Below are 25,842 nucleotides of genomic sequence, written 5' to 3'. Positions count from 1 at the left end.
TTTATAATCTCCTCTCCGATTGCATACAGCCTATATGCCAAGAATAGCCAGCATCGGCGCAATCAGCAAATCAATTGATTTAATACCTGCAAAGGGTGCAATAATACCTCCCAGACCGTAAATCAGCATATTCCGTGATAACATCTTCTCCGCGCGCATAGGCCTGTATTTGACACCCTTCATTGCAAGAGGGATGAGCAGCGGAATGATAATAGCGTTAAAAATCAGCGCAGACAATATTGCGCTATAGGGGGTAGTCAATGCCATTATGTTCAGTACTTTTAACTGCGGTATTGCCGCCATGAACATTGCCGGAATGATTGCAAAATATTTGGCGATATCATTGGCTATGCTAAATGTTGTCAGGGAACCCCGCGTAATCAAAAGCTGCTTCCCGATTTCCACCACATCTAATATCTTGGTGGGATCAGAATCTAAATCTATCATGTTTGCCGCTTCCTTAGCAGCCTGAGTGCCGCTGTTCATGGCAATGCCTACATTCGCCTGCGCGAGAGCAGGGGCGTCATTCGTACCGTCTCCCGTCATAGCGACAATTTTCCCTTCTGCCTGCTCGGCCTTGATTGCCCTGATCTTATCTTCCGGCTTGCATTCCGCTATGAAGCTGTCTACACCTGCTTCCTGTGCAATGGTCGCTGCAGTCAGCGGATTGTCACCTGTGCACATGATGGTCTTGATACCAATAGACCGCAATCTTTCGAAACGTTCCACCAGTCCCTCTTTGATGGTGTCTTTCAAATAAATGATGCCCAGGATACGGTTCCCAACGCAGACTGCCAAAGGTGTTCCTCCCAGTTTCGCAACCTCATTCGCCCGATTTTCCAGATCCTCGGGAATAGAGCCGCCCAGATCCTGTACATACTTTTGAATAGCATCCGATGCTCCTTTGCGGATTCTGGTGCCATCCGGAAGATTGACGCCACTCATGCGCGTATGTGCGGTGAACTCCACAAACTCCATTCCCGATACAGCCTCTTGAACCTTGCCGCTTAACTGCTCGCCAAGCCTTACTACGGATTTCCCTTCGGGAGTATCATCTTTTAGCGAACTGAGCACAGCATAACGGACCAATTCCTGTTCACTTACGTTACTTACGGGAATGAGTTTTGCCGCCATACGGTTTCCGTAGGTAATAGTACCGGTTTTATCGAGAATCATGGTATCCACATCACCGCATACCTCAACGGCTTTGCCGGACATTGCAATAACATTAAAGCGTGTTACACGGTCCATACCGGCGATACCGATGGCAGACAACAAACCTCCGATAGTTGTGGGGATCAGGCAGACCATCAGGGCAATCATCGTAGAAATTTGTAAGCGCACCCCGCTGTAAACAGCGAGGGGGTAAAGGCTGAATATTACTATCAGAAAGATAATCGTCAGACTGACAAGCAGTGTATTAAGCGCTATCTCATTAGGCGTCTTCTTGCGGGAGGCACCCTCTACCAGCGCAATCATTTTATCAATGAAAGATTCTCCAGGATTGGATGTGATACGAATCTTCAGCCAATCGCTGACCACCGTTGTGCCGCCGGTTACCGACGAGAAATCTCCGCCGCTTTCCTTAAGTACAGGTGCAGACTCTCCGGTAATAGCGGATTCATCCACCGAGGCAATTCCTTCGATCACTTCACCGTCATTGGGAATCAGCTCTCCGTTTTTCACCAGCACTATATTACCTTTTTCCAATGTGGCGGCACTTACTATCATTTCCGTATTATCTTCTTTCAGGATTCGGGCTCGCATATCTTTCTGAGTTTTCTTAAGGCTTTCTGCCTGCGCTTTGCCGCGTCCCTCCGCTACCGCTTCCGCAAAATTCGCAAATAAAAGGGTAAAAAAAAGAAGAACAGATACTATGGAATTATATCGTGCCATATTGTTACCTTCTTCTCCGAACAAGCCCGGGAAGAAACAGGTCAGCAGTGTTATCCCAAACCCGATTTCCACCACAAACATGACAGGATTCTTCATCATATACAAGGGGTTTAGCTTGATAAATGCCCCGATAACGGAGTATTTCATAATATCCCCTGTAATAAATTTTGTTTTCTTTGTTTTGCTCATAATAATATCCTCCTCAACTCCACAAAGTCATGTGCTCGGCAATCGGTCCAAGAATCAGTACCGGAAAAAACGTAAGTGCGGCAATGATAAGGACCACCATAAGAAGAGCTATGGTAAACGTTTTTGAGTCGGTTCTTAATGTACCGACAGATTCACTGACCGGTTGCTTGAGCATAAGCGAACTTGCAACAGCCATCATTATGATGATGGACAAATAGCGCCCGAAGAACATAGCCAGCCCTGTCGTAATATTCCAAAAATACGTATTATCACTCAGCCCTTCAAAGCCGGAGCCATTGTTGGCGGCAGCGGACGTGAATTCGTACAGTACCTGCGTAAGTCCATGATGCCCCGGGTTACTGATTCCCGCCAATCCTGCCGGAAGCGCTACCGCCAGTGCAGAGAAGAACAGGATTATCAACGGATGAATAATAATACCTAGCGCAGTCAGTTTCATTTCCCCGCCTTCGATCTTTTTCGCCAGATATTCCGGTGTACGGCCAACCATCAGGCCGCAGATAAATACCGTCAGGATCACATACATCAGCATGTTCATCAATCCTACACCTTTACCACCAAATATCTGGTTGAGCATCATATTTATCAGCGGAACCATTCCGCCGATTGGTGTCAGTGTGTCGTGCATATTATTGATACTGCCGGTAGTAAAGGCAGTTGTCACAGTTGTAAACAGCGAGGATTGGGCAATTCCGAACCGCATTTCTTTGCCTTCCATATTGCCCATGCTCTGATTTAATCCAGCCTGTGCAAGTGCCGGATTTCCAGCCTGTTCAGCCGCATAGCAGACCCCGATTCCCACAATGAAAAGAAAAAACATTACAGCAAAAATAGGTTTGGCTTCTTTATTGCGGTTTCGTACCATAAGACCAAACATAACAACGCAGGAACCTGGCAACAGCATCATGGAAAGCATTTCGATCATATTGGATAGAACTGTTGGATTCTCAAATGGTGTTGTTGCATTAGCTCCAAAAAAACCTCCGCCATTAGTTCCAAGATGCTTGATCGATTCCAGGGATGCAACCGGCCCCATGACTATATCCTGATACTTTCCTTCAATCGACTGCACCGTTATATCAGGTGACATGTTCTGTACGGTACCCTGAGATACAAGCAACAGTCCAACAATGATGGAAAGCGGTAAGAGAACCCGTGTTATAATACGAACAAAATCCGAATAGAAGTTTCCCATGGTTTTTGTCTTTCCGGAAAAGCCACGGACGATAGCTGTAGCTACAGAAAAACCAGTAGCTGCAGAGGTAAACATCAAAAAGATAATCACCAGCATCTGGCTTAGGTACGAAAGCCCTGATTCTCCGGAGTAGTGCTGAAGGTTAGTATTCGTCATAAAGCTGATGATGGTATTAAAGGATAGCACAGGCTCCATTCCTCTGATGCCGTTGGGATTGAAAATCGGGAGTTCCTGAATTCTTAAAATTAAATATCCAATAAATACCATAATCGCATTGGTTGCCAGCATCGCAAAGACATACTGCTTCCAGCTCATTTCTTTTCTGTCAATTCCACACACACGGTAAATCGTATTGTCCACCCGATCAAAAAATGGGTCGGCAAAGGTTCTTTGACCGACAGCAATGTGATACATGTATTTCCCCATCGGTAAAATTAAACCAACAAAGACAATCAAAATTATTATAATTTGCAGCATATTTCGTTCCGCCTTCCCGTTAAAACTTTTCCGGATTTACAAGAGCATATACCAAATATCCTGCCAATCCCACAATTAATATTCCAAGAACTATCATATGATTATCCTCCTCTGCGATCACGGCTTTTCAACCTGCCGGCTGCACCAATTAACAAACCATTTCAGCAACAGATAGCATACGGTCAGCGTACCAATCATAGCTAAATCCATTAATAAATTCATATTTAATTTCCTCCTGTCTTTAAACTTATCATTATCTATGACCACTAGCGGTAATTCCATGTTTCATTATAGACTTTTGAAAATTAAGACAGTGTATTGGTTATTTCAGGTGCATGAATGTTGCATTAAGAGAATTCATATATTAAGGAAAATATTAGCTGTCCATAAAGTGAAATGTCTTATTTTACTATAAACAACAAAAGCATCCACTTTTAATGGATGCTTTAAAACATTTTTTAAATATTATACCTGTCACGTTTTTGACTCCTCCTATTCAGCGATGAGATACATTGATAATAACCATAACTTATGGACTACATGGTAGGGTATGTCATTTATTTATACAAATGTCCATACCCATAGGGGTATGTATTTATCAAAAAAGTATACCCCTGTGGGTATACTTTGTCAATATAGAAATCCTAATTTTTTTCCTAAAATTTTTCTATCAAAATACTTTTATCATGACATACTCATCTTTGTAGCTTCCATCATCATATTTTAATGCCCTCAGATTTCTTCCGGTCACTTCAAATCCAAAACTTTCATACAATGATTTTGCCCGGTCATTTCCGTCAACAACTTCTAATTCAATTTGTTCATACCCGATTTTTTCTGCCAATTCTAAAGCATACTTCATCATTTCACTGCCTAATCCCAAATGCCAATAATCCTTTTTTAAGGCGATGGCAAATCCACATCTATGGTTGGTTCTTCTGTATCCTCCCTTAGACACAATCCCACAGTTTCCGGCTATAATTCCATCTATTTCTGCGAGCATCATAAAGCCGCCTTCATCGTCCAACCTGCGTTGAAGTAATTCTCTTTCTGCCTCTTCCGTATATTTCACTTCATCCGCATTTCGTAGCAAAAAAGCTGTTTCCCCAGATGTTATTTTTAAATACTCAATCATACCGTTTGCATCTTTAGGCTGCACTGCTCTAAGAACACATTTTCTTCCATCTTTTAATTCCACTCTCTTCTCTTCAAAACGCATACCTGTTTTCTCCTTCCATTTCTGACTTAGCATAATGAAAACTTTCGACCTCTCACACCACCGTGCGTAACGTTCGATACACGGCGGTTCAATCAACTTAACATTTGACACCCTTTCGGTGTAGTAGTCTAACATTGAGACTAATCCAAATTGGCTTAGTCTCTTGTTGCTTATCGCAACGTTGACAGCACCTTTGTTACATTTCCTTATCCAGTTCATTTAACATGATATTTGCTAATAGTGGCGAAAGATTTCCACCTTGTGGTGTTCCCACTATAGAATCCTCATGTTCCTACGCTATATCAAATACTTCATCCTCTATTATTCTCATTCCCCTACCGATTCGTACCAGTTTTTCTACTGTCTGCTCTTCTATACTTCTGTTTACTACTATTAGGCTTATCCGGTACAGTCATCTCTATATACTCAAGCTTTAATGCTGGCAATAAATAATTATCCCGAAAGGAAGGTCTGTGTTTTAATCCCAGAAGCTCCATTAGCTCCTTGGTTGAATATTCCTTATTATTAATGACTTTTAGCAACTTTTCAACTTGTTCGGTGACTTGAACGGCGACTTGTTCGGTATCTGCTATTTCACATAAAGCATCATAAATGGTTCTCAGTATGAATTCCACGAATTTACCTGAATCCGCACTATGATCACATTCTCCCAGCACTTTATAATATTCTTCCTGACGTTCCCTGATCAGTGTTTCCATTGGTACCCACCCAAACAAAGGCTTCCATTTATAAAGCAACAGTGTCTGCCACATACGTCCCAGTCTTCCATTTCCATCTGCAAACGGATGAATAAATTCAAATTCATAATAAAATACACAACTTTTAATAAGCGGATGAACTTCCGCGCGCTTTATCCAATCTACCAAGTCTTTTATCAAATGTGGTACCTGATTTGCAGGCGGAGCCATATGAATCATTCTCTCTCCTGCAAATATTCCAACTCCGCCACTTCGAAAAGTACCCGCTTCTTTTGTCAATTCATTCATTAGAATTCTATGGGCAAACAGCATATCTTTTGTGGAATATGGATTCATATCCAAAAGCTTGTTATATACTTCGAATGCATTCTTTACTTCACATATTTCGTCCGGTGCTCCAAGAATTCTTTTTCCATTTATGATATCTGTTACCTGATCCAAAGATAAAGAATTATTTTCAATGGCTAAAGATGCATGAATGGTACGAATACGATTATCTCTGCGTAGCCTGGGATTATTAATCATGGTATCATTAATAGTAATTTTAGTTATTATTTCAGTTATGGCAGAAATCAGATTAACTGTTTTATCCGTAATCGTATATGGTGGAGCATAGCCTTTTTCACTCATATTTCCCTCGCTTATGTGATGAAATATATACTATTGGATTATATCATCTTTTATTGACTTGTACTTAATTATACCGTACAAGAGTTAATAATTCTATTACTTTTTTTACTTAGATTGCATAATATACTGTAGGCTTTCATTATGTAGAAATCGTCCCTTTTAGAAAACCAAAAGTATCTATCTAATCTTCTGAAGGAAGGCCTTCATGCCTTCGTCCCTTCTCAGACTCAAAGAACTGTTTTTTATGAATTACTTGATAGATCATAAGCAGAAGAATCACAGCATATACTACCCTGTGATTCTTTAAATTTTCACGTATTCTCATTGGCTATATGACTCCATGTATCCGCTGATATTCATTCAGTATACAGCTCAATTTATACAGTCTTTTCCCACTTAACACTACTGATGTCAAAATTGATGTCAAACGCAAAAAATCCCTCCGGACTTCTCCGGAGGGATTCTCATAATACCTTGCTAAATAAAGGCTTCTGCGGATGACAGGACTTGAACCTGCACGGTCGCCCACCAGAACCTAAATCTGGCGCGTCTGCCAATTCCGCCACATCCGCATATGCTCCTGCTCAATACAGCAGAATTTTCTCACGTATGCTATCTTAACATCTCGTAGTTTTTCTGTCAATATGTCTCTTTAAGAGATTCTCTTTTTCCACTTTCTTTTCCGTTCCCCCAAGCGCTCTCATTTAATTCATTGAGCCGTTATCGCCTGAACCAAATGGTTTACATGGTCCATCAAAATCCAATCCTGGTTTTTAGGCACAGTAAAAGGCGGAATCCCTCCAAAAGATTCTATACAGACCGCATTCTCCACATGCTCCTTTGATATGTTTTTTTCAATTATCTTCTGAAATGTATCCGGATAAGAATTACACAGAAAAAAAGCTGTCTTCTTTGAAAGGATTGCTTTCTTATTTTTATCAATAAAATTCTTCATGGGCTTATAAAGTTTACCCATTCTTACGCCGGAACCCAGTATCAACATATCAAAGCTTTCAATACTCGGTTCTTGCCTTGCCAAGTCACAAATGGTGCAATCCTTTATTTTGGCTGCCAGTAATTCCGCACACTCCCGACTGGCACCGGATTTTGTTGAATATACAATCAATGTATTCATCCTTCCAACCTCCATCTTAATTATCGCTTAAATGACGATACTCATTAAAAACTGTGTTCCATCTGTTGAACATTTTTTGAACATGTTCAGTATAGCCTCTTTTTGCATTTATTTCAAGTGTGTTTATAAATTTTTTTATATTTGTAAAGTCTATACTCTCAAAAATGAATGGATATCAGTGAGTCTATCAAAACGAAAAGCAAGGCATATGCCTTGCTTTCTTGTTAACGGATTAATTTGTCGTATATCACAACGGTTATTATTGAAACAAGAACAATTACAGTATTTGCGGCAATTGTTCCCGGCCAGGTCATAGTCATAGTGCCAAAGATAGGGGACGCCGCATTGAACATAGTATGGAATAATACACACATGAACACACAGCCTTTTCCTGATATTTTATATATTGCCCCGTTGAAAAAACGAAACGCCATGAGTTGAACTGCAAACATCCAAAAGTTAATGAGTCCTTCTCCGTGATTCGTTCCCGGAATGAAGAAGAGAGGGATATGCCATAAGATCCAAATGATTCCAACAAAAACAGAAGATAAAACATATCCATATTTTTTGTCAAGCTCCGGCTGCAATACGTACATCCAGCCGGCTTCCTCCAACCCACCGATAATAAGACAACCAGGCAAGGAAAGAAAGAACGTATAAAATGGAAGTACCATTTCCGCCCGGCCTGAAACTGCAATATGCATCCAAAAGTACAGTGCAAGCCCCGCAACGACGAACAAATAAAGAGAAAGGTTATTCTTGGCATAAAAAACAGTTTTCAGCCACTCCTTAAAATCTGCTATTTTGTTATTTTTCTTCAGAACGATATATGAAGCAATAGCCGGCGACAAAATATAGATTACAAAAGGAATATTCATCCCGAATTGCCGGAGCGAATGAACCCAATTGTAAACTGTATATCCGAATTGTCCAAGAGCAATCAAAGTACCTGACACGAGATAGGCTATGCAAAATGTCAGCATCGTAAACTGTACTGCGATTTTTTTGTCTGTCACGATTTCTTCACCTCACATTTTGAAGTATACCTTACTCTTGACGAATGGACGCTTTGACTTTTATCGCCTAATGTCCGCTTTCTGCCGATTCAAAGCTGCACCCCGTGCAAAATATGGATTATCTACCTTCGCATTATAGCTATGATTATCAAAAGACGGAAATACTATTTCTGTGTTATATTTTAACCGCCAAACCAAGACACAACAAAAAATGAGGAATTTCCACATGGCCAGTATAACACAAGATATGAGATATCGTCTATCCCTCCTCAAATAAGCGCAAAAGCATGGGACCACAAAAGCCGAGATAACTGTTTATGAGTGTGAAGGCTGTGATAGTTGTCCATACAAAGAGGAATGTACCAAAGCGAGGGAAAACAAAAGTAAAACCAGAGACTTGTTTTCTATTGAAAAAGAAGAGAGCTACTGCTCTATGATTAAAAATCAATTATTTTGCAGCAGCCCCCCTTTATTTTGCAAGTTGTAATAAAATACCTACGCAAGTATCAATTCCAAGGTTTGATGTATTCAGACAGATATCATAATAGTCAGCTACTCCAAACTCTGTATTCGTATAATAAGAGCAGTATTTTTTCCTTGTCTTGTCTATGGCACGAATTTCTTCACTCATTTTTGCTGCTGTGGCATCCGGCATTTTTTCCTTCATTCGTTCCATCCGCCAGTAAGGGTCTGCATACACAAATACATGGAGACTATGATCAAACTCTTTCAGGATTGTATTGGCATTGCGTCCTACAATTACACAATTCCCCTTTTCTCCGATTTTTCTGATCACCTGTTGCTGTGCATCAAAAAGCTTTTCGCTCAGCGGCTTGTTGTAAAAATCGAAAAGACTCTGTGCAAATCCAAAATTCATTGGAACCTTTTCATCCCACTTAAGCAGACTTTCTACATCGACATTAGATTCTTTTGCTGTTTTTAAGATGATTTCTTTATCATAATAATCATAATTCAGAGCCTTTGCGATCTTACGGCCAATCTCTCCGCCTCCTGCGCCGAACTCTCTGCTGATTGTAATTATCTTCTTCATATTTCTCCCTCCGGATGAATTATAGAACTTTATTTAAGAAATCAATCGTTCTGGCTTCTTTGGGATTGTTAAAAATCTCTTCCGGCCGTCCCTGCTCTACAATATATCCTGCATCCATAAAAACAACCCTGTCCGCAACTTCCCTTGCAAAGCCTATTTCATGTGTCACAACAATCATCGTCATTCCGTCCGCAACAAGCTCCTGCATAACATTTAAAACTTCTCCTACCATTTCCGGATCCAGAGCTGATGTAGGTTCATCAAAAAGCATGATGGCAGGATTCATCGCCAGTGCCCGAGCGATCGCAACACGCTGTTTCTGACCGCCTGACAACTGGGATGGGTATGCATCAGATTTTGCATCAAGTCCTACTCTTTTTAAAAGCTGCAGTCCTTTTTCCTTTGCTTCTGCTTTTGTCATCCTTTTTAATTCAACAGGTGCCAGCATAATATTTTCCAGTACTGTTTTATGAGGGAACAGATTAAAATGCTGAAATACCATTCCAATTTCTTCTCTTACTTTATTAATGTCAGTATGTTTATCTGTTACATTATTTCCATCTACCAGAATCGTACCTGCCGTTGCTGACTCAAGCTGGTTCAGACATCGTAGGAATGTTGATTTTCCGCTTCCCGAAGGTCCGAGCAAAACAACAACCTCTCCTACTTCTATATCAATGCTGATATCTTTTAAGACTTCAAGCTTTCCAAAATCTTTTCTCAGATTTTGAACCTGGATAATATTTCTGTTATCTGCCACGATTCACCCTCCTTTCGACTCTCTTTGCGACCTTGCTGAGCGTGATGATTACGATCATATACATAATGCCGACAACTGCCCATGTCTCAAGACTCTTGAAAGTATTTCCGCTGATTGTTTTTCCCATATTGGTAAGTTCAGGAAATCCAATAACAGAAAGAATAGAGGTATCTTTTAACGTTATAATGAATTGATTGATGATGGAAGGAATCATGGTCCTGATCGCCTGCGGCAAAACTACAAGGCGCATACTTTTTCCATAAGTAAGCCCAAGGCTTCTGCTGGCTTCCATCTGACCTCTGTCTACACTTTCAATTCCTGCACGAATAATTTCAGCCATATAAGCACCACAGTTCATCGCAAGTGCAATCGTACCTGCCTGAAGTGCAGTCAGTCTGAAGTCCTGAATGCCTATCATTTTGATTCCTGCCGGAACACCAAAATAAATAAAATAAGCCAGTACAATCAGCGGCACACCGCGGACTGCATCTACATAGACCGTGCCTATCAGGTTTAAAGTTCTGTTCTTTCCCACGTTCATCAGTGCAAAGATCATACCGATAATCATGGCAAATACTAATGACAGCAAGGTAAGCAGTAAGGTTTTTCCCAGCGCTCCCAGCAGCATAGTGCTATACGATTGGATAATCGAGATCATTGATTTCTTCTCCTTCGTCAACTTTTAACTGTTTTGATTTTTAAAAAAGCGTGGGCAACCTGCAACAGGTCTCCCACGCCAGCATTAACAATAATATAATATTATTTCAGATATTTATCAAGGATTTCATCATAAGTTCCGTTTGCCTTGATGTTAGCAAGTCCTGCGTTAAACATATCAAGTAATTCCTGGTCTGCCGGATCCATGATTGCAAATCCGTAAGGAGCTCCTTCACTTTCCATTCCTTCCGGAATCGCAAGTGCAAGTCCGCCTTCTTTGATAGAAGCTGCCATGATTGGTGTATCTTCAACACATGCTGCGCTGTTTCCAAGGATTACATCCTGATACATTGTCGGTGAATCTTCGAATACAGTTACTGTAAAGCCATACTGGTCTTTTAAGCTGTTTGCAAAATCTGCTCCCGCCGTACCATTCTTAACTGCTACATTTTTTCCTTCTAAATCTTCAAAGCCGGCAATATCGCTTCCTTCAGCAACTACAAATGTCTGAGTTGCATCATAATAACCTTCTGAGAAGATCCATCCTGAATCAATACGTTCCTGTTTGACAGTTGCCCCTGCAATAAGACCATCTGCCTGTCCTGCCTGAACTGCTGCTACTGCTGCATCCCATCCAAGGCTCTGTAATTCATATTTGAATCCCTGATCTGCAGCAATCGCTGCAAGGATATCAACGTCGATTCCAACGAATTCATTGTTTTCATTCGTATATTCAAAAGGTTTGAATACAGTATCTGTTGCAACGATCCATGTTTTGTCAGATGAAGCTGCTGCATCCTCTGCTGGTGCTGCCTCTTCTGTTGTTGCTTCCTCTGTTACAGCTTCCGCCGGTGTTGCTTCTTCTGTTGTTTCTTCTGTTGTTTCTTCTGCCGGTGCTGCTTCTTCCTTTGTTGCGGAAGATCCACATCCCATAAGCATTCCGGTCGCCAGAACCGTACATGCTACTAATGCCAATACTTTTTTCATTTCAATCTCCTCCATAATAATATTTAGATACAAAAATAGAGCGCAAGGCATGATTGATTGTAAGAATACAATCGACACCATTGTCTTTTGCTCGAATCTATGCACAATATTGTAATTCACTTGATATTTTTTGTCAAGTATAGATTCCCTATTTTTGCGCCTGCACAGAATAATTATGAGACGATATTCAGCGTTTTCATAAAGCAATAAGTTACTTTTTAATTACAACCCTCTTTGCTATATCTTCTTTTTCTTTCGGTTCCGGTTCTTCTACAATTCCTCCAAACGGCATTTGAGCTGTTAAAGTCCATTTAGGGGAAAGATCGAACAGCTTGGCAACAGCTTCATTAATAACCGGATTATAATGCTGTAAAGAAGCTCCAATTCCTGCTTCTCTTAAAGCCGTCCAAAGATTGAACTGCAGCATTCCATTTGCCTGATTTGCCCAGACCGGGAATTTATCCGCGTAGAATTCAAATTGCTCCTGCAATGATTCCACTATATTTTCATCAATAAAATATAAAATAGTACCGTACCCGTTTTTAAAGCCGTCAATTTTTTCTCTCGCGACCTGACCGTCGAACACCTCATATATAGTGTCCCATAACAGATCCTGTTTTTCTCCCAATGCAACTACAACTCTGGCACTCTTCATATTAAAAGCATCCGGTGTTGCTTCCGTCACCTGTTCAATGATTTCATTAACTTCGCTTTCTGATACCGGTAATTCCCGATTGATGTTATAATAAGTTCTTCTTTTTTCTAAATTGTTAATAAATGACATAACTTTCTCTCCTCTTTATTTTTTTACTGGTCCATCCCCGTTTCGAAAATAACTTCCTGATTCTTTTCCGGCTCTATAACATAGGATATAATCTCCACATCTCGGTTATAAAATACACGAAACTATTGTTTATCCATTCTATGAGACGTCCATACCTATTATCTGGCAGCTATTTCTCTATAACTCTTCAAATTAGTCCTGGGTATCGCTCAGCCACACATTCTGCGCCAAATTACTAACAGCATTAAAAATTCCCCCGCCGGTTCCATAGAAGGCATTAAAATCAGCTACATAAATCTGTTTTTCCTTAATAGCTGTAACATCCTGCAAGGTCTCGTTTTGGTACAGTTCTTCGACCATTACATCCGTATCCGGACCTCCGTTGTATTTAAACAGCAAAAGGACATCCGGATTGTTCTCAATAAGCTCCTCATTGCTCACCTCGTATGCGGGTGCATCTTTAAAAATATTGTTCAGTCCAACTAATTGAAGCGCATCATTTTGAAAGTATTCTCCTTTTCCGCTGGATACGACAAAATTACCGTCTTCAACGGAGGCAATCTCTGCAATTGTTTTTTCCTTTCCGTTCCAGGCCGGATTGTTCGTCAAGTCATCGATTTGTTTCTGATACTGCTCTATTAATGCATCTGCAGCTTCTTGTACGTCAAAAATCTGCCCCAATTCATCTATATCAGTAAAGAAATCGTCAAATACCGCCCCTTCTTTACCTGTGTTCATAATATATGTACGAATGCCCGAATCGTTGAGAAAATCAACAGTCCCTGAACCATAATCCGCATCTACGAATAAATCTCCCCGGCCGATAACAAAATCCGGATTTGCTCCTAAGATGACCTCCTGACCTGCATAGTCTTCAGACAACATGGGGATTTTATCGAATTCCTCTTTGATATCGGAATCAACATCACCAAAAACACCTGCAACGCCAACGATACGATCACCGAGTCCCAGACGAATCAATACCTCGGCGCTTCCCTGCATGTTGCAGACAATCCGCTCGGGCGCGCTTTCAAACACCTGCTCCTTCTCCGCCCAGATAGCACCGTCATCCTCAATAGAATAATTGTTAATAGTCAAAGGATAAACTGTACCTGATTGTGATTCCGAGACGGTTGATTCGCTCTCAGTCTCAGTAATATCACTTTCTGCGATATTGCTTTCTGTCGTGGATGACGAATCATTCTGTGCACAGCCGGCAAATGAAACTCCCAGGATTGTAACAACGAGCAAAGACAATAATTTTTTCTTCATAATATGAAAATTCCTTTCGATATTTTTATAGCAGTCTGAAACTGCTCCTTTACATACTAATATAACCATGATATAATCCGATTTGGTTAGTTGAGCCTAACTATGTCGGATTATATCATGGCGTTTATAAAATGTAAAGTTGCTTTGAGCAAAATATATTAATCGAAGGAAAGAAGTCATGTTAAAAGTTAAAAAAATTATATATGAACGGTTATTCCCTCTGCTGATTCTGGGCTTACTCCTGTTCACGGCCGGGTCGATAATTTTTTCCGTTTCCATTGGCCAGGCAAATATTCCGCTGAACGAATCATATCGGATTCTCCTTTACAAATTGACCGGCATTGAATTAGGCAAAGTAAGCCAATCAGCTTCTTCATATATCACGATTGTATGGCTCTTGCGTTTCCCAAGAGCGATAGCGGCATTTCTAATTGGTATGGGACTCGCACTTTGCGGAAGTATTATGCAGGCATCCGTTCAGAATCCTCTTGCGGACCCATATATTCTTGGTATTTCCTCAGGAGCAACATTGGGCGCAACATTTGCTATTTTGGTTGGATTTAATTCTATTCCAATACTCAGTCAAGCCGGTGTTTCCATGGGAGCATTCACAGGTGCACTATTCGCTTCCCTGCTTGTACTTGCTATTGCCAATATTGGAGGGCGTATCACGTCATCCAAATTAATACTTTCCGGAATGGTCGTTAATGCCATGTTCTCAGCATTTTCCAGCATAATTGTCTACTTTTCAAACAATTCACAAGGACTTAAAAATGTGACTTTCTGGATTATGGGCAGTATGGCCTCCGTAAAATGGGGAGAGATTCCTCTGCTTTCTATAGTTGTCCTGGCAGCAGCTCTTTTTTTCTTTACTCAGGGCCGTACGATGAACACTATGTTAATGGGAGATGAAACAGCTACTACTTTAGGCATTAATTTAGGCTTTTATCGCAAATTATATCTTACGATTTCTGCCTTGCTAACCGGCATCATAGTGGCCCAATGCGGCATGATCGGCTTTGTCGGTCTTATTATTCCTCACATTACGAGGTCACTGGTGGGATCAAATCACAAAAAACTTTTACCTCTGGTTGTGTTGACAGGCGGTCTGTTCATGATATGGACTGATTTAATTGCACGTTCCATGATAAGCGGAACCGAAATTCCGGTGGGAATTATAACCTCGGCAATAGGCGCACCTGTTTTTATGTATTTGTTATTAAAGAAAAACTATGAATTTGGAGGGAATTAGCCTTGAATTTATATGTGTCGGATATTGGAGTTAATCTTTCAGGAACGGATATTATTGAAAATATTGAACTAAAAGTGATGGATGGCCAATTCGTAGGAATTATCGGTCCCAACGGATGCGGAAAAAGCACACTGCTGAAAACGATATATAAAGTAATAAAGCCAAAATGCGGTACGATTCTTTTGGATGAAATGGATTTGCTCGCCGCCAACCCTAAAGTAATCGCCCAGAAATCTGCTGTAGTAGGACAATTCAATGAAATCAGTTTTGACTTTACCGTTTGGGACATGGTTGCGATGGGGCGCTCACCGCATAAAAAGCTGCTTGAAACAGATAACGATATAGATGCCGGAATTATCAGGGCAGCTCTGGAAAAAGTGAATCTGGAAAAACATTCGGATAGAAGCTATCTGTCTCTATCGGGCGGCGAAAAACAACGTGTTGTTTTGGCAAGAGCAATTGCACAGCAACCTCAGCTTCTGATATTGGACGAGCCTACGAATCATTTGGACGTAAAGTATCAGATTCAAGTATTATCTACTGTAAAAAGTCTTTCCATAAGTACGCTGGCCGCATTGCATGACTTGGAATTGGCGGCCAGATATTGTGATTACCTGTATGCTATGAAAGCGGGCCATGTTGTTGCACATGGAAAGCCGGAGGCTATATTGATAAAAGATACTATCCAAAAGATTTACGACGTAAAATGTGAAATTTATAGAAATCCTGTCAACGGATGCCTTGCAGTCACATATTTATCTTAGTAAATTACCGATATTCACTATCACCGCTTTCATCACATAAAGCAAAAACACAGGTCAAGTAGGCCCGATTGTAGATTGTTGTGAATCGTGTTAGAATGTTTAAAAAAGGGGTGATACTGTGAAAAAAGATGCTACTGCCGTCGGGTTCATAGGTGTTCCAGATGACAACGATATAGAGAACTTGTCAAAACAGTTGGGGAAGCCTATCACAAAGATTGAGAAAGACAACAAGACAATGTTGCTGATAGGTAAAGGGCTTTTCAAAAAAAAGATTGTTATTCCCCATCCCAACTAATGCAACCTCGGGTCAACTTCGAGGTGTTGACAAAGTCCTGTAGTATTCTCCTCTTTATGATAAAATAAGTGTATAAAAGAACGGGAGGGCTTACCTATGATAACACGGACGGAAAACAAACAAATAAAATTTCATATGATTACGATAGAAAATCTTGTGCCGGAAAAACACTTCTTACGCAAGTTGAACCGGCTGGTTGATTTCTCCTTTATCTATGAGGAAACCAAGGATTACTATTGCGAAAAGAACGGACGTCCCAGAACCGGCGCAGGCGGTTCCATGGAGAAAATGTGTTCCGCCGCCTGTTTGAGCGGATTTTGGAGCAATGCATGGAAAAGGGGCTGGTAAAGGAGGAACTCATCCTAACCGATTTCACTCATGTAAAGGCTAACGCTTCCTTCAAAAAAACATCCAGATACTGGCAGCGCATGAAGCAACAGATTACATGGAACGGCTGGACATTTATGAGGCGCAGGAACGGGCACGGCTGGAAGCCTCCGGTGCAATCAAGCCACAGCGTGCCGGACGAGTAAAAAAAGAGAAAACGGAGGTACAAAGGACTATCAACACCACCGATCCGGATGCAGGAATGATGCACAGGCCGGGAAAGCCGGTGGGGATGCATTATCTGAGCCATCAAAGCGTAGATGCCGCCTATGGAATCGTGGTGGATGTGGCAGTCACACCTGGAAATGCAAACGACTCGGAGCCCTATCTTGAACGGATCGAATATATGTGCAGTCATTTGGGGTTGAAGATTAAAACAGTCAGCGCGGATAGTGCTTATGGCACCAGCCTGATTTGCCAGACGCTTCACGAGAGAGGCATCCGATTATATACGCCTAAGGCGACCGGAGGCATTACCTACAAGGTAGAGTTCCGGCGGGAAGAGTTTAAGTATCAACAGGAAAAAGCCAGTTTCTTATGTCCTGCCGGAAAGGGATGGAACGCCCCTCCCACCGACAGATTCTCAAACAGCGCCAGATTTGGTGCGAGGGCAGCTTTGCGGCGTAGAAAGCGCGCCACAATTTAAGCAGCCTATACAGGCGGGGGTTAGAGGCAGCTGAGGAACACTGCCTCTTATCAGCTATGGCATTAAATCTAAAACGGATAGTAAAATATCTAGGATAACGCCACAAGGCGTTCTTTTTTTGGCCTTTTTTGCTTCTTTAGCCACATCAATTATATCTTTTCCGAAATTTACAGGACTTTGTCAACGCCTCGAACTTGGCCCGAAGTAAGTTCGAATTGTGAAGCCGGGAAAAATGCTGTATAATAATTATGAATTGATATAGGCTATTCATAAAACAAATCCTGCAAGTATTATTTTTTTATGAGGGGGTAATCAAATGATATTCACGACCTTTTATTTTAGCGGAACAGGGAATACAAAATGGGTTGTCGAACAGTTTAACAGTATTTTGAACGAGACCTCCCATCAGACCGCATCCTACGCTATCGACAAGCTTAATCGGATATCTAAAGAAGAGTTAGCCGATATTATAAAAAAGTCGGCGTATATTGGTCTTGCACACCCAATATATGGCGCTAATGTGCCCCCAATTATGAAAGAATTTATATCCTTGCTGGCGAACATCGTCCATGTAGAAGAAATACCCGCAAAGCCTTTATACATAATTAACACCTTTGGATATATCAACGCTTTCGGCCCGTTTGCGGCACGGAAGTTATTCGGCAAAGAATGCTTTAATATCAAAGCCTATAGCAATATCAAGCTGTGCAATAATGTCTCCACGCATTCGCACAAAACAGCACCGATAACAGATGAAAAATTAAGCATCAGAAAACAACGTGCCATAGACGAGTTACACAAACTTATCCAAGATATCCTGTCTTCCAAAAAGCATATCAAGGGCATCGGGTTCTATCTGCTGCCCGGAATAATAATACGTAAAGTATCGAACCAAAGTGTAAAAAACCATTATCAAGCATTAAGTGTGCAGATGAGTACGTGCACCAAGTGTATGCTATGTGTGCAAAGATGTCCTGCCAATAGCATTTCATTTGCTAATGAACGATTTACATTCTCTTCCAAATGCACAGCATGTATGCGCTGTTATAACTTTTGTCCCACGGCATCCGTACTGATAAATGAGACTTTTACCGATCCCCAGGAATATTTCCGTTATAAAGGGCCTGGCAAATCGTAAGATGCCCTCGCTTCACTTCTGCGCCCAATTAACAGGATGTGAGATTGTACTGAGAAAAGCAGCGGCCTTGTGATTTGATAGCATGATGGAAATAAAGGCGGAAATATAATTATTCCTCATATTGATTTCCGCTATTTTCTTTATTTAACGTCCCTGATAACTCGATCATTAAAAATTTCGTCAATTCATTTACTACCGGTCGGTGTTTTATCCCTTTGGGAACAATAATAAGTTCTCCTGCATTCACTTTTGTTTTTTCACCTTGCGTTTCTAAATAAAAGCTACCCTCAATAACATAGAACAATTCATCGGAGTTCTCATGAACGTGAAAATCCAATGTGCGGCTCTCAACCCGAACTATACTCAAAATGTTTTCGTTTAAAACCCCCACTTTTTTATAAGTGTATAATTCAACAATTTTATCGGCTTCCTCTAACAGATTTACTACTTCCATATGCTGTACCTCCATATTTTTTTGAACTTCTTGTATTTATATGATATCATTGAGATATCAATCTGTGAAATTAATTATTTTGATTTAAACAATCTTTATTTCAGATTGTCATACTATCAACCGGGAGGCTTACCTACTATGGAGTTAAAGCGTTTGCATACTTTTCTAACATTAAGTGAAATTAAAAACTTCACAAAAACTGCCGAATATCTTCATTATGCTCAATCAAATGTCACTACTCAAATACAACAACTGGAAAAAGAGCTGGGTGTGAGGCTTTTTGAGCGTATGGGTAAAAATATTACCCTTACGCCGGAAGGAGAAGAGTTAACTGTGTACGCCAAGCAAATACTTCATTTGTCAGATGATTTAAAATATAAATTTGCCAATAAAAATGATTATGGTCGTATTACTATCGGGGCATCGGAATCCATATGTATTTACAGGCTGCCTGAAATTATAAAGGCTTATCAGACAGAACATCCCAATGCTGAATTATATTTAAACGTTTTGGACACAGCCGACTTTATACCTTTACTTACTAATAATACAATTGATATTGCATTTACTCTTGATGTGCCCATAAATAATTCATCAATAGATACCGCATTGCAAATTGATGAAACTATTTGTGCTTTTTCTATTCCTGAAAACCCACTTGCACAAAAATCGGCTGTATCAATTGAGGATTTCTTTAATGTCCCTTTAATCTTGACGGGACGGGACTGCTGTTATAGAAAAATGTTTGAAAAGGATTTGCTGGATGCTTCAATAACACCTAAAATTGTTCTCGAAACAAGCAGTCTGCAAGTAATTAAGCAGACTGTACTTAGCGGGCTTGGCATATGTGTCCTTCCTCAATTATCTGTGCAAAAAGAATTAGATAATCATGAATTAGTGAAGCTTAACTATGCGACAAACTATAAACTCGCTTCACAACTGATATATCATAAGAATAAATGGATTTCAGAGAACCTGAAAGATTTTATTGATACTGTAAAAACAAAAATCCCATCGATCGATTAATCGGCAATAGGAAGTATAAAAGTGAATATGCTTCCTTCTCCGAGCTTACTGCTAACTGAAATACTCCCGTTGTGGGCCTCCACGATCCACTTGACCATTGAAAGTCCCAGCCCCACACCGCCTGCCCTGGTCGACGTTCTCGACGGGTTGATTTGATAAAAGCGCTCCCATATCCTCGGAAGTTGCTCCTCGGCTATCCCGATTCCGTCATCGGCAACAGAACCGATAATGTTGTTTCCATCTTTTACAAGTCCGATTACGATATGTCCGCCGGGCTTACCATATTTAACGGCATTTGATACAAGGTTTATGAGCATGCGCAGCAGCATTGTTTCATCCGCCTGCACATGTAAGCCGGATGTAATATTGGTTCGAATTTCGATATTTTTTTCATTTGCCGCTTCGTACTGTTCCTCAGCAACCATCTCGGTAAGCTCACTCAGATTAAGCAGCTCCAAAGTCAGCATCTTATGTCCCATGTCAATTCTGGAAAGCATTAAGAGGTGGGAAATCAACCCTGATATTTTACGGGCTTGTGCAAGTACAACTGAAAGCGCATCTTTCGCCTCATCTATCGTCTTTGCATTCTCCAAGGCATATTCGCTCTGGGATACGATCGTCGAGACGGGTGTTCTCAGCTCGTGGGAAACATCCAGGGTAAATTGCTTTTCACTTTCAAACGATTGTTCCAGGCGACCGATCATATCGTTAAAAGTTTTTGCCACAGTATATATTTCATCCTTGCCCTCGCCGATGTGAATCCTCTGTGAAAGGTCACGGCCTCCCCCGATTCGCTCCGCCGCCTCGTTGATCTGCCTTACTGGCTTAAACGCCTGGCCCGTGATGAAGTATCCTCCTAACGCGACAACGACGACCAAAAAAGGCAACGTAACTCCGGCAATGGAAAGCATAGTGATCAGAGCGCTTTCAGAATCGGAGATAGCCGTAATGCCTCGTATCCATACGTCACCATACCCCTCAAAAGAAACGCGGCTGTCGTATACATACCATTTAGCGCTACCGTTATTTACCGTCCGTATCGTATTATTTGCAAAGCCCTGAGGACTTTTAATGTTTTCCGGTAATTCTCCGTATACTTTTTGCATGTCCTTACTGTATACGGATAAATAGACCTGAAGATAGAAGGAATCAAAATCATTGTCGATCTTCAATTCTCCATCCTCATAGTCAATTTTATTAAGTCTATCCTCAACCACTCCTACGAGAACGTTTTTTGTCGAAGTCTCTTCAAGGCCTTTGCTAATGAAAAATATAAACATCATCATCAGAGAGACAAGAACGACCATCAGCGTGGTATACCAGAGAGTCACCTTTGTTTTAATCGAAATCCTATTCATTCATCCTCCCTCAGAACATAACCTGTTCCCCTGATTGTGTGGATGAGTTTCCTTGAGAAATCCTCATCGATTTTTTTTCTTAGATAGCGGATGTACACATCGATTACATTTGAGCCGCCTTCATAGTCGTAATTCCAGATATGCTGTGAAATCTTTTCCCTTGTCAGCACAATGCCTTTATTATGCATCATAAATTCCAGTATTGCGAATTCCTTGCTGGACAGCAATATCGATGTGCCGCCTCGGGTCACTTCCCTGAAATCACAATCCATAACCAGGTCTGCAACAGATAGAACGTTACTGACATGACCGGAGGAACGCCGGATCATGGCGCGAATCCTCGCCAGTAACTCGTCAAAAGCAAATGGTTTTACAAGATAATCATCCGCCCCTTTATCCAGGCCTGCAACACGATCTTCTATACTGTCGCGTGCCGTCAGTAGCAGAACCGGTGTTTTATTGCTTTGAGAGCGGATCTTTCTTAATACCTCAAGACCGTTAATACCCGGAAGCATGATATCAAGAATAACAGCATCGTATTCCGCACAATTGATGTAATCAAGAGCCTCATCGCCATTCGTGCACCAATCTACGGCATAATGTTCCGATTCCAGCTTCTTCACTATAACGTCATTCAAATCAGGTTCATCTTCAACTACCAGAATGCGCATATGTCACCTCCATAGAATTTTACTATTTATTTTAGACAATCCTCATTAAAGAAATATTAAATTCACAGCCGGTGTCGATACCTGGCACTATGCATAATTCTCTTTATACAATCAATGGTATTATACCTCCCTTACGGAAAATGTTTCAACTTAAGAAACGGCAGCTTTAATCTCTCTTTAATGAAGTACATCTAAAATACAAAATGTAAAATTGGGAGCCTTCGTCAATCGATGGTATCGGTGAGGGCTATACCAAAATATAGGATTTATATATCAAGGAGGATTTGTACATGACATTCTGGGATAATTTTTTTTCTAACTTTGGGCTCGCGCAAGTGACCTTACCGCAGGTTGTAATGATATTGCTTGCTTTCTTTTTAACATATCTTGCCATCGTTAGAAAATATGAACCGCTATTGCTTCTTCCTCTGGCTTTTGGCATGATGATCGCCAATATTCCGTTGGCGGGTCTTTCTGCATATGATGAGGGTGGCTTACTTTATTATTTGTATCGGGGGATTGATTTAGGTATTTATCCGCCGATGATTTTTTTGTGCATTGGCGCTATGACCGACTTTGGTCCGTTGATCGCTTCTCCCCGCAACGCGCTTATCGGATTGGGCGGTCAGTTCGGTATTTTTGCCTCCATGGGAGGCGCCTTATTAATAGGGCAGGGCCTTGCGTACATTATCCCCGGATTAGAACCATTTACTCTGGGGGAGGCCGCCGCTATCGGTATTATCGGCAGTTCAGACGGCCCAACTTCTATTTACACCGCAGATCGTCTTGCGCCTGATCTATTACCCGTAATAACGATTGCCGCGTATTCATACATGGCCTTGATCCCAATCATCCAGCCTCCGATCATGCGCGCGCTTACAACCCCGAAAGAGCGGGTTATTGTTATGCCGGAATCAAAAAAAGTAACCCGCAGGCATAAAATTCTTTTTTCTATTGGCATAACTCTTCTTACATTGCTCTTAGTTCCTGCGGCGGGTTCATTAATCGCCATGCTGATGCTGGGAAATCTGATCAAAGAAAGCGGCGTAACCGAACGGTATATCCGTTCGTTACAAAACGATCTATTAAACATATTAACGTTGTTAATCGGCCTTTCTGTCGGTGCAACGGCTACCGCAGAACGGATTCTGAACCCTCAAACTATCATGATTATCTGCTTGGGACTGTTCGCTTTCGCCTTTGGAACGATCGGCGGTATTATTATAGCAAAGATCCTGTGCAAAATAACCGGAGGAAAGGTAAATCCTTTAATTGGAAATTCAGGTGTATCCGCTATGCCGATGGCTGCCCGCGTTTCTCAAAAAATGGGGCAGGAATATAATCCCCATAATCATCTTTTAATGCATGCAATGGGCCCTATCGTATCGAGCACGATCGGTTCAGCATTAATAGCAGGAATCTTTATTACTCTTTTTGGTTCCTGATATTACAAAAAAGCTCTCCGAATCTCTCCGGCGAGCTTTTATCTCCATACTTAACATAAATTAAGACTCTCACTTTAAGCGGGCGAGATTTTCCCACTTCATTTTAAGTCATTAGGCATTTATTTCTTTTCCCTCTCCTATATACTTTATTATCTTGTGATAAATACGATTGAGAAAAAACGCAGACAGCATCAATGCCACTATTTCCGCAATCGGGAACGACCACCATACATAATCCACATTTCCCAGCTTCGACAACAAATATGCAGCTGGAAGAAGTACGATCAGCTGTCTGATCAATGAGATCGTCATGCTGTACACTCCATTACCCAACGCCTGAAATACAGAGCTGCAGATAATTGAGAAACCGGCTCCCAAGAAACTAATGCTGATGATACGCAGTGCCGGTGCTCCTATGGCAAACATCATTTCCGAAGCATTAAACCATCTCAGCAATGTATAAGGGAACATCTGAAATATAAAAAATCCCACCCCCATAAGCGCTACAGCATAAAAAATGCTGAGCTTTATCGTCTTTATTAAACGATCTCTTTTCTTTGCACCATGATTATAAGCGATAATAGGGACCATCCCGTTATTTAAACCGAATATTGGCATGAAAACAAAGCTTTGAAGTTTAAAATATACGCCGAATACAGCCGTTGCCGTCGCCGTAAACGAAATAAGGATGAGATTGATACCATAGGTCATTAATGACCCCATGGCCTGCATAACGATCGAAGGAATCCCTATAATATATATATGCTTTATAATCTCCTTATCAGGTCGAAATCCTTTAAAATTTAATTTTACCTCGTTATTTAACCTATGATTTATGACTACCGCCAGAATACCGCTAATTGTCTGTCCTATAACGGTAGCCACCGCCGAACCGGCTACTCCAAGCTTAGGCATTCCAAGCAAGCCAAATATAAGAATCGGATCTAAAATAAGGTTAATGACCGCTCCCGTTCCCTGCGTTGCCAAAGTAAAAATGGTTTTACCGGTAGATTGCAGCATACGTTCAAAGGTAATCTGAATAAATATGCCTAAAGAAGCCACACATACAATAGTCAGATACTCCCTCCCATATTCCAAAATCTGAGCATCCATGGTCTGACTGCGGTAAAACGGTACAACCGCCGTCAATCCCACTACAAGAAAAACGAGGTAAGATACAAGCGCAAGAAAGACTCCGTTGACCGCGGTTCTATTTACTTTTTCAAAGTTCTTCTCTCCCAGCGATTTGGATAATACCGCATTGATGCCTACACCGGTACCCACCGCCACAGCAATCATAAGGCTTTGTATCGGGAAGGCCAGAGATACCGCCGTCAATGCGTTCTCGTTAATCATCGCCACAAAGACACTGTCCACTATGTTATATAGGGCCTGTACCAGCATGGAAACCATAATAGGCAATGACATCGACAATAATAGTTTATTTACAGGCATATAGCCCATTTTATTTTCTTTCTGCAATTCCATAATTTCATCCTTTCAGTGCAATAAGTCAAAAAGCTTCCTGTTACATAAAAAAGAACATCTTATATCTTGTCAGATAAAGATGTCACTTCATTATAGTGAGGCATCGGGGATTCGAACCCCGGACAACTTGATTAAAAGTCAAGTGCTCTACCGACTGAGCTAATACCCCATATTTAAACTGGGCTAGCTGGATTCGAACCAGCGACTGCAGGAGTCAAAGTCCTGTGCCTTACCGCTTGGCGATAGCCCATCACTTTTAACACCAAGCTTGTCCGTAAAGACAACCTCGAGGGCGTTATGCTCCTCCTAAAAGTAAAAAGGTGGGTAAAGGGATTCGAACCCTCGACCTTCAGAACCACAATCTGACGCGCTAACCAACTGTGCTACACCCACCATAGCGAGATATTAATTCCTATTTACAAGATAGTAATTCCCATCTCAAATGTGCTCGAAGGGATTCGAACCCCCGACCCACGGCTTAGAAGGCCGTTGCTCTATCCAACTGAGCTACGAACACATATATTATATTATCCAACGCTTTGGCTCCGCTGAAAGAAACTTTGTCCGCCAAAGCGGGTGACACGCATCGCTGACTGGAATGAATAATTCCCGTTGCACACTTTGTCCGCCAAAGCGGGTGACATGCGTCGCAGACTAGGATGAATAATTCCCATCGCACGCTTGGCTCCGCCAAAGCGGGTGATGGGAATCGAACCCACGTATCTAGCTTGGAAGGCTAGTGTTCTACCATTGAACTACACCCGCATATTCTATTGCGACATCCGATTAAAAATCGGGGTGACAGGATTCGAACCTGCGACTTCTTGGTCCCAAACCAAGCGCTCTAGCCAAGCTGAGCCACACCCCGGCGCACCCACTCGCCTTGTCACAGCGCAAGATATATTATATAATA

Annotated in this window: 25 protein-coding genes and 7 tRNA genes; 8 read left to right on the top strand and 24 right to left on the bottom strand. The window is 41.3% G+C overall.

What is annotated here, in order from left to right:
* Positions 1 to 30: 30 nt before the first annotated feature.
* From kdpB to V6984_RS05600, 14 genes are all read right to left on the bottom strand, one after another.
* Positions 31 to 2,085 (bottom strand): potassium-transporting ATPase subunit KdpB, encoded by a 2,055-nt coding sequence (gene kdpB, locus V6984_RS05660; protein ID WP_342758806.1) that lies wholly within the window; start codon positions 2,083 to 2,085, stop codon positions 31 to 33.
* Positions 2,086 to 2,098: 13 nt separating this feature from the next.
* Positions 2,099 to 3,775 carry a potassium-transporting ATPase subunit KdpA gene (gene kdpA / locus V6984_RS05655; RefSeq protein WP_342758805.1) on the bottom strand — a complete coding sequence of 559 codons (1,677 nt, stop codon included), beginning with the start codon at positions 3,773 to 3,775 and terminating at the stop codon, positions 2,099 to 2,101.
* 19 nt (positions 3,776 to 3,794) lie between these two features.
* Positions 3,795 to 3,872 carry a K(+)-transporting ATPase subunit F gene (kdpF, locus tag V6984_RS22310; protein ID WP_425324250.1) on the bottom strand — a complete coding sequence of 26 codons (78 nt, stop codon included), beginning with the start codon at positions 3,870 to 3,872 and terminating at the stop codon, positions 3,795 to 3,797.
* Positions 3,873 to 4,445: 573 nt separating this feature from the next.
* The gene (locus V6984_RS05650) at positions 4,446 to 4,994 is read right to left on the bottom strand and encodes a GNAT family N-acetyltransferase (protein WP_342758804.1); all 549 of its coding nucleotides are present in this window, start codon (positions 4,992 to 4,994) and stop codon (positions 4,446 to 4,448) included.
* Between the two features lie 335 nt (positions 4,995 to 5,329).
* Complete coding sequence (locus V6984_RS05645; RefSeq protein ID WP_342758803.1) at positions 5,330 to 6,343, bottom strand: Fic family protein; 1,014 nt, start codon at positions 6,341 to 6,343, stop codon at positions 5,330 to 5,332.
* 492 nt (positions 6,344 to 6,835) lie between these two features.
* A tRNA-Leu gene (locus V6984_RS05640) sits at positions 6,836 to 6,915 on the bottom strand.
* 137 nt (positions 6,916 to 7,052) lie between these two features.
* Positions 7,053 to 7,478, bottom strand: a complete 426-nt coding sequence (locus tag V6984_RS05635; RefSeq protein WP_342758802.1) for a flavodoxin domain-containing protein — start codon at positions 7,476 to 7,478, stop codon at positions 7,053 to 7,055.
* Between the two features lie 224 nt (positions 7,479 to 7,702).
* Entirely contained in the window at positions 7,703 to 8,494 is a 792-nt protein-coding gene (locus V6984_RS05630) for a CPBP family intramembrane glutamic endopeptidase (RefSeq protein ID WP_342758801.1), read from the bottom strand.
* A 469-nt stretch (positions 8,495 to 8,963) separates the two neighbouring features.
* Positions 8,964 to 9,545: a cytidylate kinase-like family protein gene (locus tag V6984_RS05625; protein WP_342758800.1), complete on the bottom strand. Its 582-nt coding sequence runs from the start codon at positions 9,543 to 9,545 to the stop codon at positions 8,964 to 8,966.
* 19 nt (positions 9,546 to 9,564) lie between these two features.
* Positions 9,565 to 10,305 (bottom strand): amino acid ABC transporter ATP-binding protein, encoded by a 741-nt coding sequence (locus V6984_RS05620; protein WP_342758799.1) that lies wholly within the window; start codon positions 10,303 to 10,305, stop codon positions 9,565 to 9,567.
* Positions 10,295 to 10,963 (bottom strand): amino acid ABC transporter permease, encoded by a 669-nt coding sequence (locus V6984_RS05615; RefSeq protein ID WP_342758798.1) that lies wholly within the window; start codon positions 10,961 to 10,963, stop codon positions 10,295 to 10,297. The genes V6984_RS05620 and V6984_RS05615 overlap by 11 nt, the downstream gene beginning before the upstream one ends.
* Positions 10,964 to 11,064: 101 nt before the next feature.
* Positions 11,065 to 11,949 (bottom strand): transporter substrate-binding domain-containing protein, encoded by an 885-nt coding sequence (locus tag V6984_RS05610; protein WP_342758797.1) that lies wholly within the window; start codon positions 11,947 to 11,949, stop codon positions 11,065 to 11,067.
* Between the two features lie 211 nt (positions 11,950 to 12,160).
* Positions 12,161 to 12,733: a nitroreductase family protein gene (locus tag V6984_RS05605; protein ID WP_342758796.1), complete on the bottom strand. Its 573-nt coding sequence runs from the start codon at positions 12,731 to 12,733 to the stop codon at positions 12,161 to 12,163.
* A gap of 192 nt (positions 12,734 to 12,925) precedes the next feature.
* A complete protein-coding gene (locus V6984_RS05600; protein WP_342758795.1) occupies positions 12,926 to 14,005 on the bottom strand; it encodes an ABC transporter substrate-binding protein in 1,080 nt (359 codons plus the stop codon).
* A 178-nt stretch (positions 14,006 to 14,183) separates the two neighbouring features.
* On the opposite strand from V6984_RS05600, the gene V6984_RS05595 reads away from it, so the two are divergent.
* From V6984_RS05595 to V6984_RS05570, 6 genes are all read left to right on the top strand, one after another.
* A complete protein-coding gene (locus tag V6984_RS05595) occupies positions 14,184 to 15,257 on the top strand; it encodes an iron ABC transporter permease (RefSeq protein ID WP_342758794.1) in 1,074 nt (357 codons plus the stop codon).
* A 2-nt stretch (positions 15,258 to 15,259) separates the two neighbouring features.
* Positions 15,260 to 16,021 (top strand): ABC transporter ATP-binding protein, encoded by a 762-nt coding sequence (locus V6984_RS05590; protein ID WP_342758793.1) that lies wholly within the window; start codon positions 15,260 to 15,262, stop codon positions 16,019 to 16,021.
* Positions 16,022 to 16,139: 118 nt separating this feature from the next.
* A complete protein-coding gene (locus V6984_RS05585) occupies positions 16,140 to 16,316 on the top strand; it encodes a hypothetical protein (protein WP_342758792.1) in 177 nt (58 codons plus the stop codon).
* 96 nt (positions 16,317 to 16,412) lie between these two features.
* Positions 16,413 to 16,664 carry a hypothetical protein gene (locus tag V6984_RS05580; RefSeq protein ID WP_342758791.1) on the top strand — a complete coding sequence of 84 codons (252 nt, stop codon included), beginning with the start codon at positions 16,413 to 16,415 and terminating at the stop codon, positions 16,662 to 16,664.
* A gap of 97 nt (positions 16,665 to 16,761) precedes the next feature.
* Positions 16,762 to 17,349 (top strand): transposase, encoded by a 588-nt coding sequence (locus V6984_RS05575; protein ID WP_342758790.1) that lies wholly within the window; start codon positions 16,762 to 16,764, stop codon positions 17,347 to 17,349.
* A gap of 316 nt (positions 17,350 to 17,665) precedes the next feature.
* On the top strand, positions 17,666 to 18,487 hold the full coding sequence (locus V6984_RS05570; RefSeq protein WP_342758789.1) for an EFR1 family ferrodoxin: 822 nt from the start codon (positions 17,666 to 17,668) through the stop codon (positions 18,485 to 18,487).
* A gap of 109 nt (positions 18,488 to 18,596) precedes the next feature.
* Here V6984_RS05570 and V6984_RS05565 read toward each other — a convergent pair whose 3' ends face one another.
* On the bottom strand, positions 18,597 to 18,941 hold the full coding sequence (locus V6984_RS05565; RefSeq protein WP_342758788.1) for a cupin domain-containing protein: 345 nt from the start codon (positions 18,939 to 18,941) through the stop codon (positions 18,597 to 18,599).
* Between the two features lie 138 nt (positions 18,942 to 19,079).
* Here V6984_RS05565 and V6984_RS05560 point away from each other — a divergent pair, with 138 nt between their 5' ends.
* The gene (locus V6984_RS05560; protein WP_342758787.1) at positions 19,080 to 19,967 is read left to right on the top strand and encodes a LysR family transcriptional regulator; all 888 of its coding nucleotides are present in this window, start codon (positions 19,080 to 19,082) and stop codon (positions 19,965 to 19,967) included.
* Here the strand turns inward: V6984_RS05560 and V6984_RS05555 are convergent.
* Entirely contained in the window at positions 19,964 to 21,325 is a 1,362-nt protein-coding gene (locus V6984_RS05555; protein ID WP_342758786.1) for a HAMP domain-containing sensor histidine kinase, read from the bottom strand. The two genes, V6984_RS05560 and V6984_RS05555, sit on opposite strands and share 4 nt — an antisense overlap.
* The gene (locus V6984_RS05550) at positions 21,322 to 21,996 is read right to left on the bottom strand and encodes a response regulator transcription factor (protein ID WP_342758785.1); all 675 of its coding nucleotides are present in this window, start codon (positions 21,994 to 21,996) and stop codon (positions 21,322 to 21,324) included. Before V6984_RS05550 ends, V6984_RS05555 begins: the two co-directional genes overlap by 4 nt.
* 290 nt (positions 21,997 to 22,286) lie before the next feature.
* Here V6984_RS05550 and V6984_RS05545 point away from each other — a divergent pair, with 290 nt between their 5' ends.
* On the top strand, positions 22,287 to 23,441 hold the full coding sequence (locus V6984_RS05545; RefSeq protein ID WP_342758784.1) for a sodium ion-translocating decarboxylase subunit beta: 1,155 nt from the start codon (positions 22,287 to 22,289) through the stop codon (positions 23,439 to 23,441).
* Positions 23,442 to 23,552: 111 nt separating this feature from the next.
* Here the strand turns inward: V6984_RS05545 and V6984_RS05540 are convergent, their stop codons facing one another.
* The 7 genes from V6984_RS05540 to V6984_RS05510 form a co-directional block, all read right to left on the bottom strand.
* Positions 23,553 to 24,929: an MATE family efflux transporter gene (locus tag V6984_RS05540; RefSeq protein WP_342758783.1), complete on the bottom strand. Its 1,377-nt coding sequence runs from the start codon at positions 24,927 to 24,929 to the stop codon at positions 23,553 to 23,555.
* 96 nt (positions 24,930 to 25,025) lie between these two features.
* A tRNA-Lys gene (locus V6984_RS05535) sits at positions 25,026 to 25,098 on the bottom strand.
* A 9-nt stretch (positions 25,099 to 25,107) separates the two neighbouring features.
* Positions 25,108 to 25,179, bottom strand: a tRNA-Gln gene (locus V6984_RS05530).
* Positions 25,180 to 25,248: 69 nt separating this feature from the next.
* Positions 25,249 to 25,322 (bottom strand) — tRNA-His (locus V6984_RS05525).
* A 50-nt stretch (positions 25,323 to 25,372) separates the two neighbouring features.
* A tRNA-Arg gene (locus tag V6984_RS05520) sits at positions 25,373 to 25,446 on the bottom strand.
* Between the two features lie 177 nt (positions 25,447 to 25,623).
* Positions 25,624 to 25,694: transfer RNA gene (locus V6984_RS05515), tRNA-Gly, on the bottom strand.
* A gap of 28 nt (positions 25,695 to 25,722) precedes the next feature.
* Positions 25,723 to 25,797: transfer RNA gene (locus V6984_RS05510), tRNA-Pro, on the bottom strand.
* Between the last annotated feature and the right edge of the window lie 45 nt (positions 25,798 to 25,842).

It is taken from the genome of Kineothrix sp. IPX-CK (assembly GCF_039134705.1).
Taxonomy (GTDB): Bacteria; Bacillota; Clostridia; order Lachnospirales; family Lachnospiraceae; genus Kineothrix; species Kineothrix sedimenti.
Note: the sequence above shows the minus strand (reverse complement) of the source record. Positions and strands in the feature narration are given on the sequence as shown.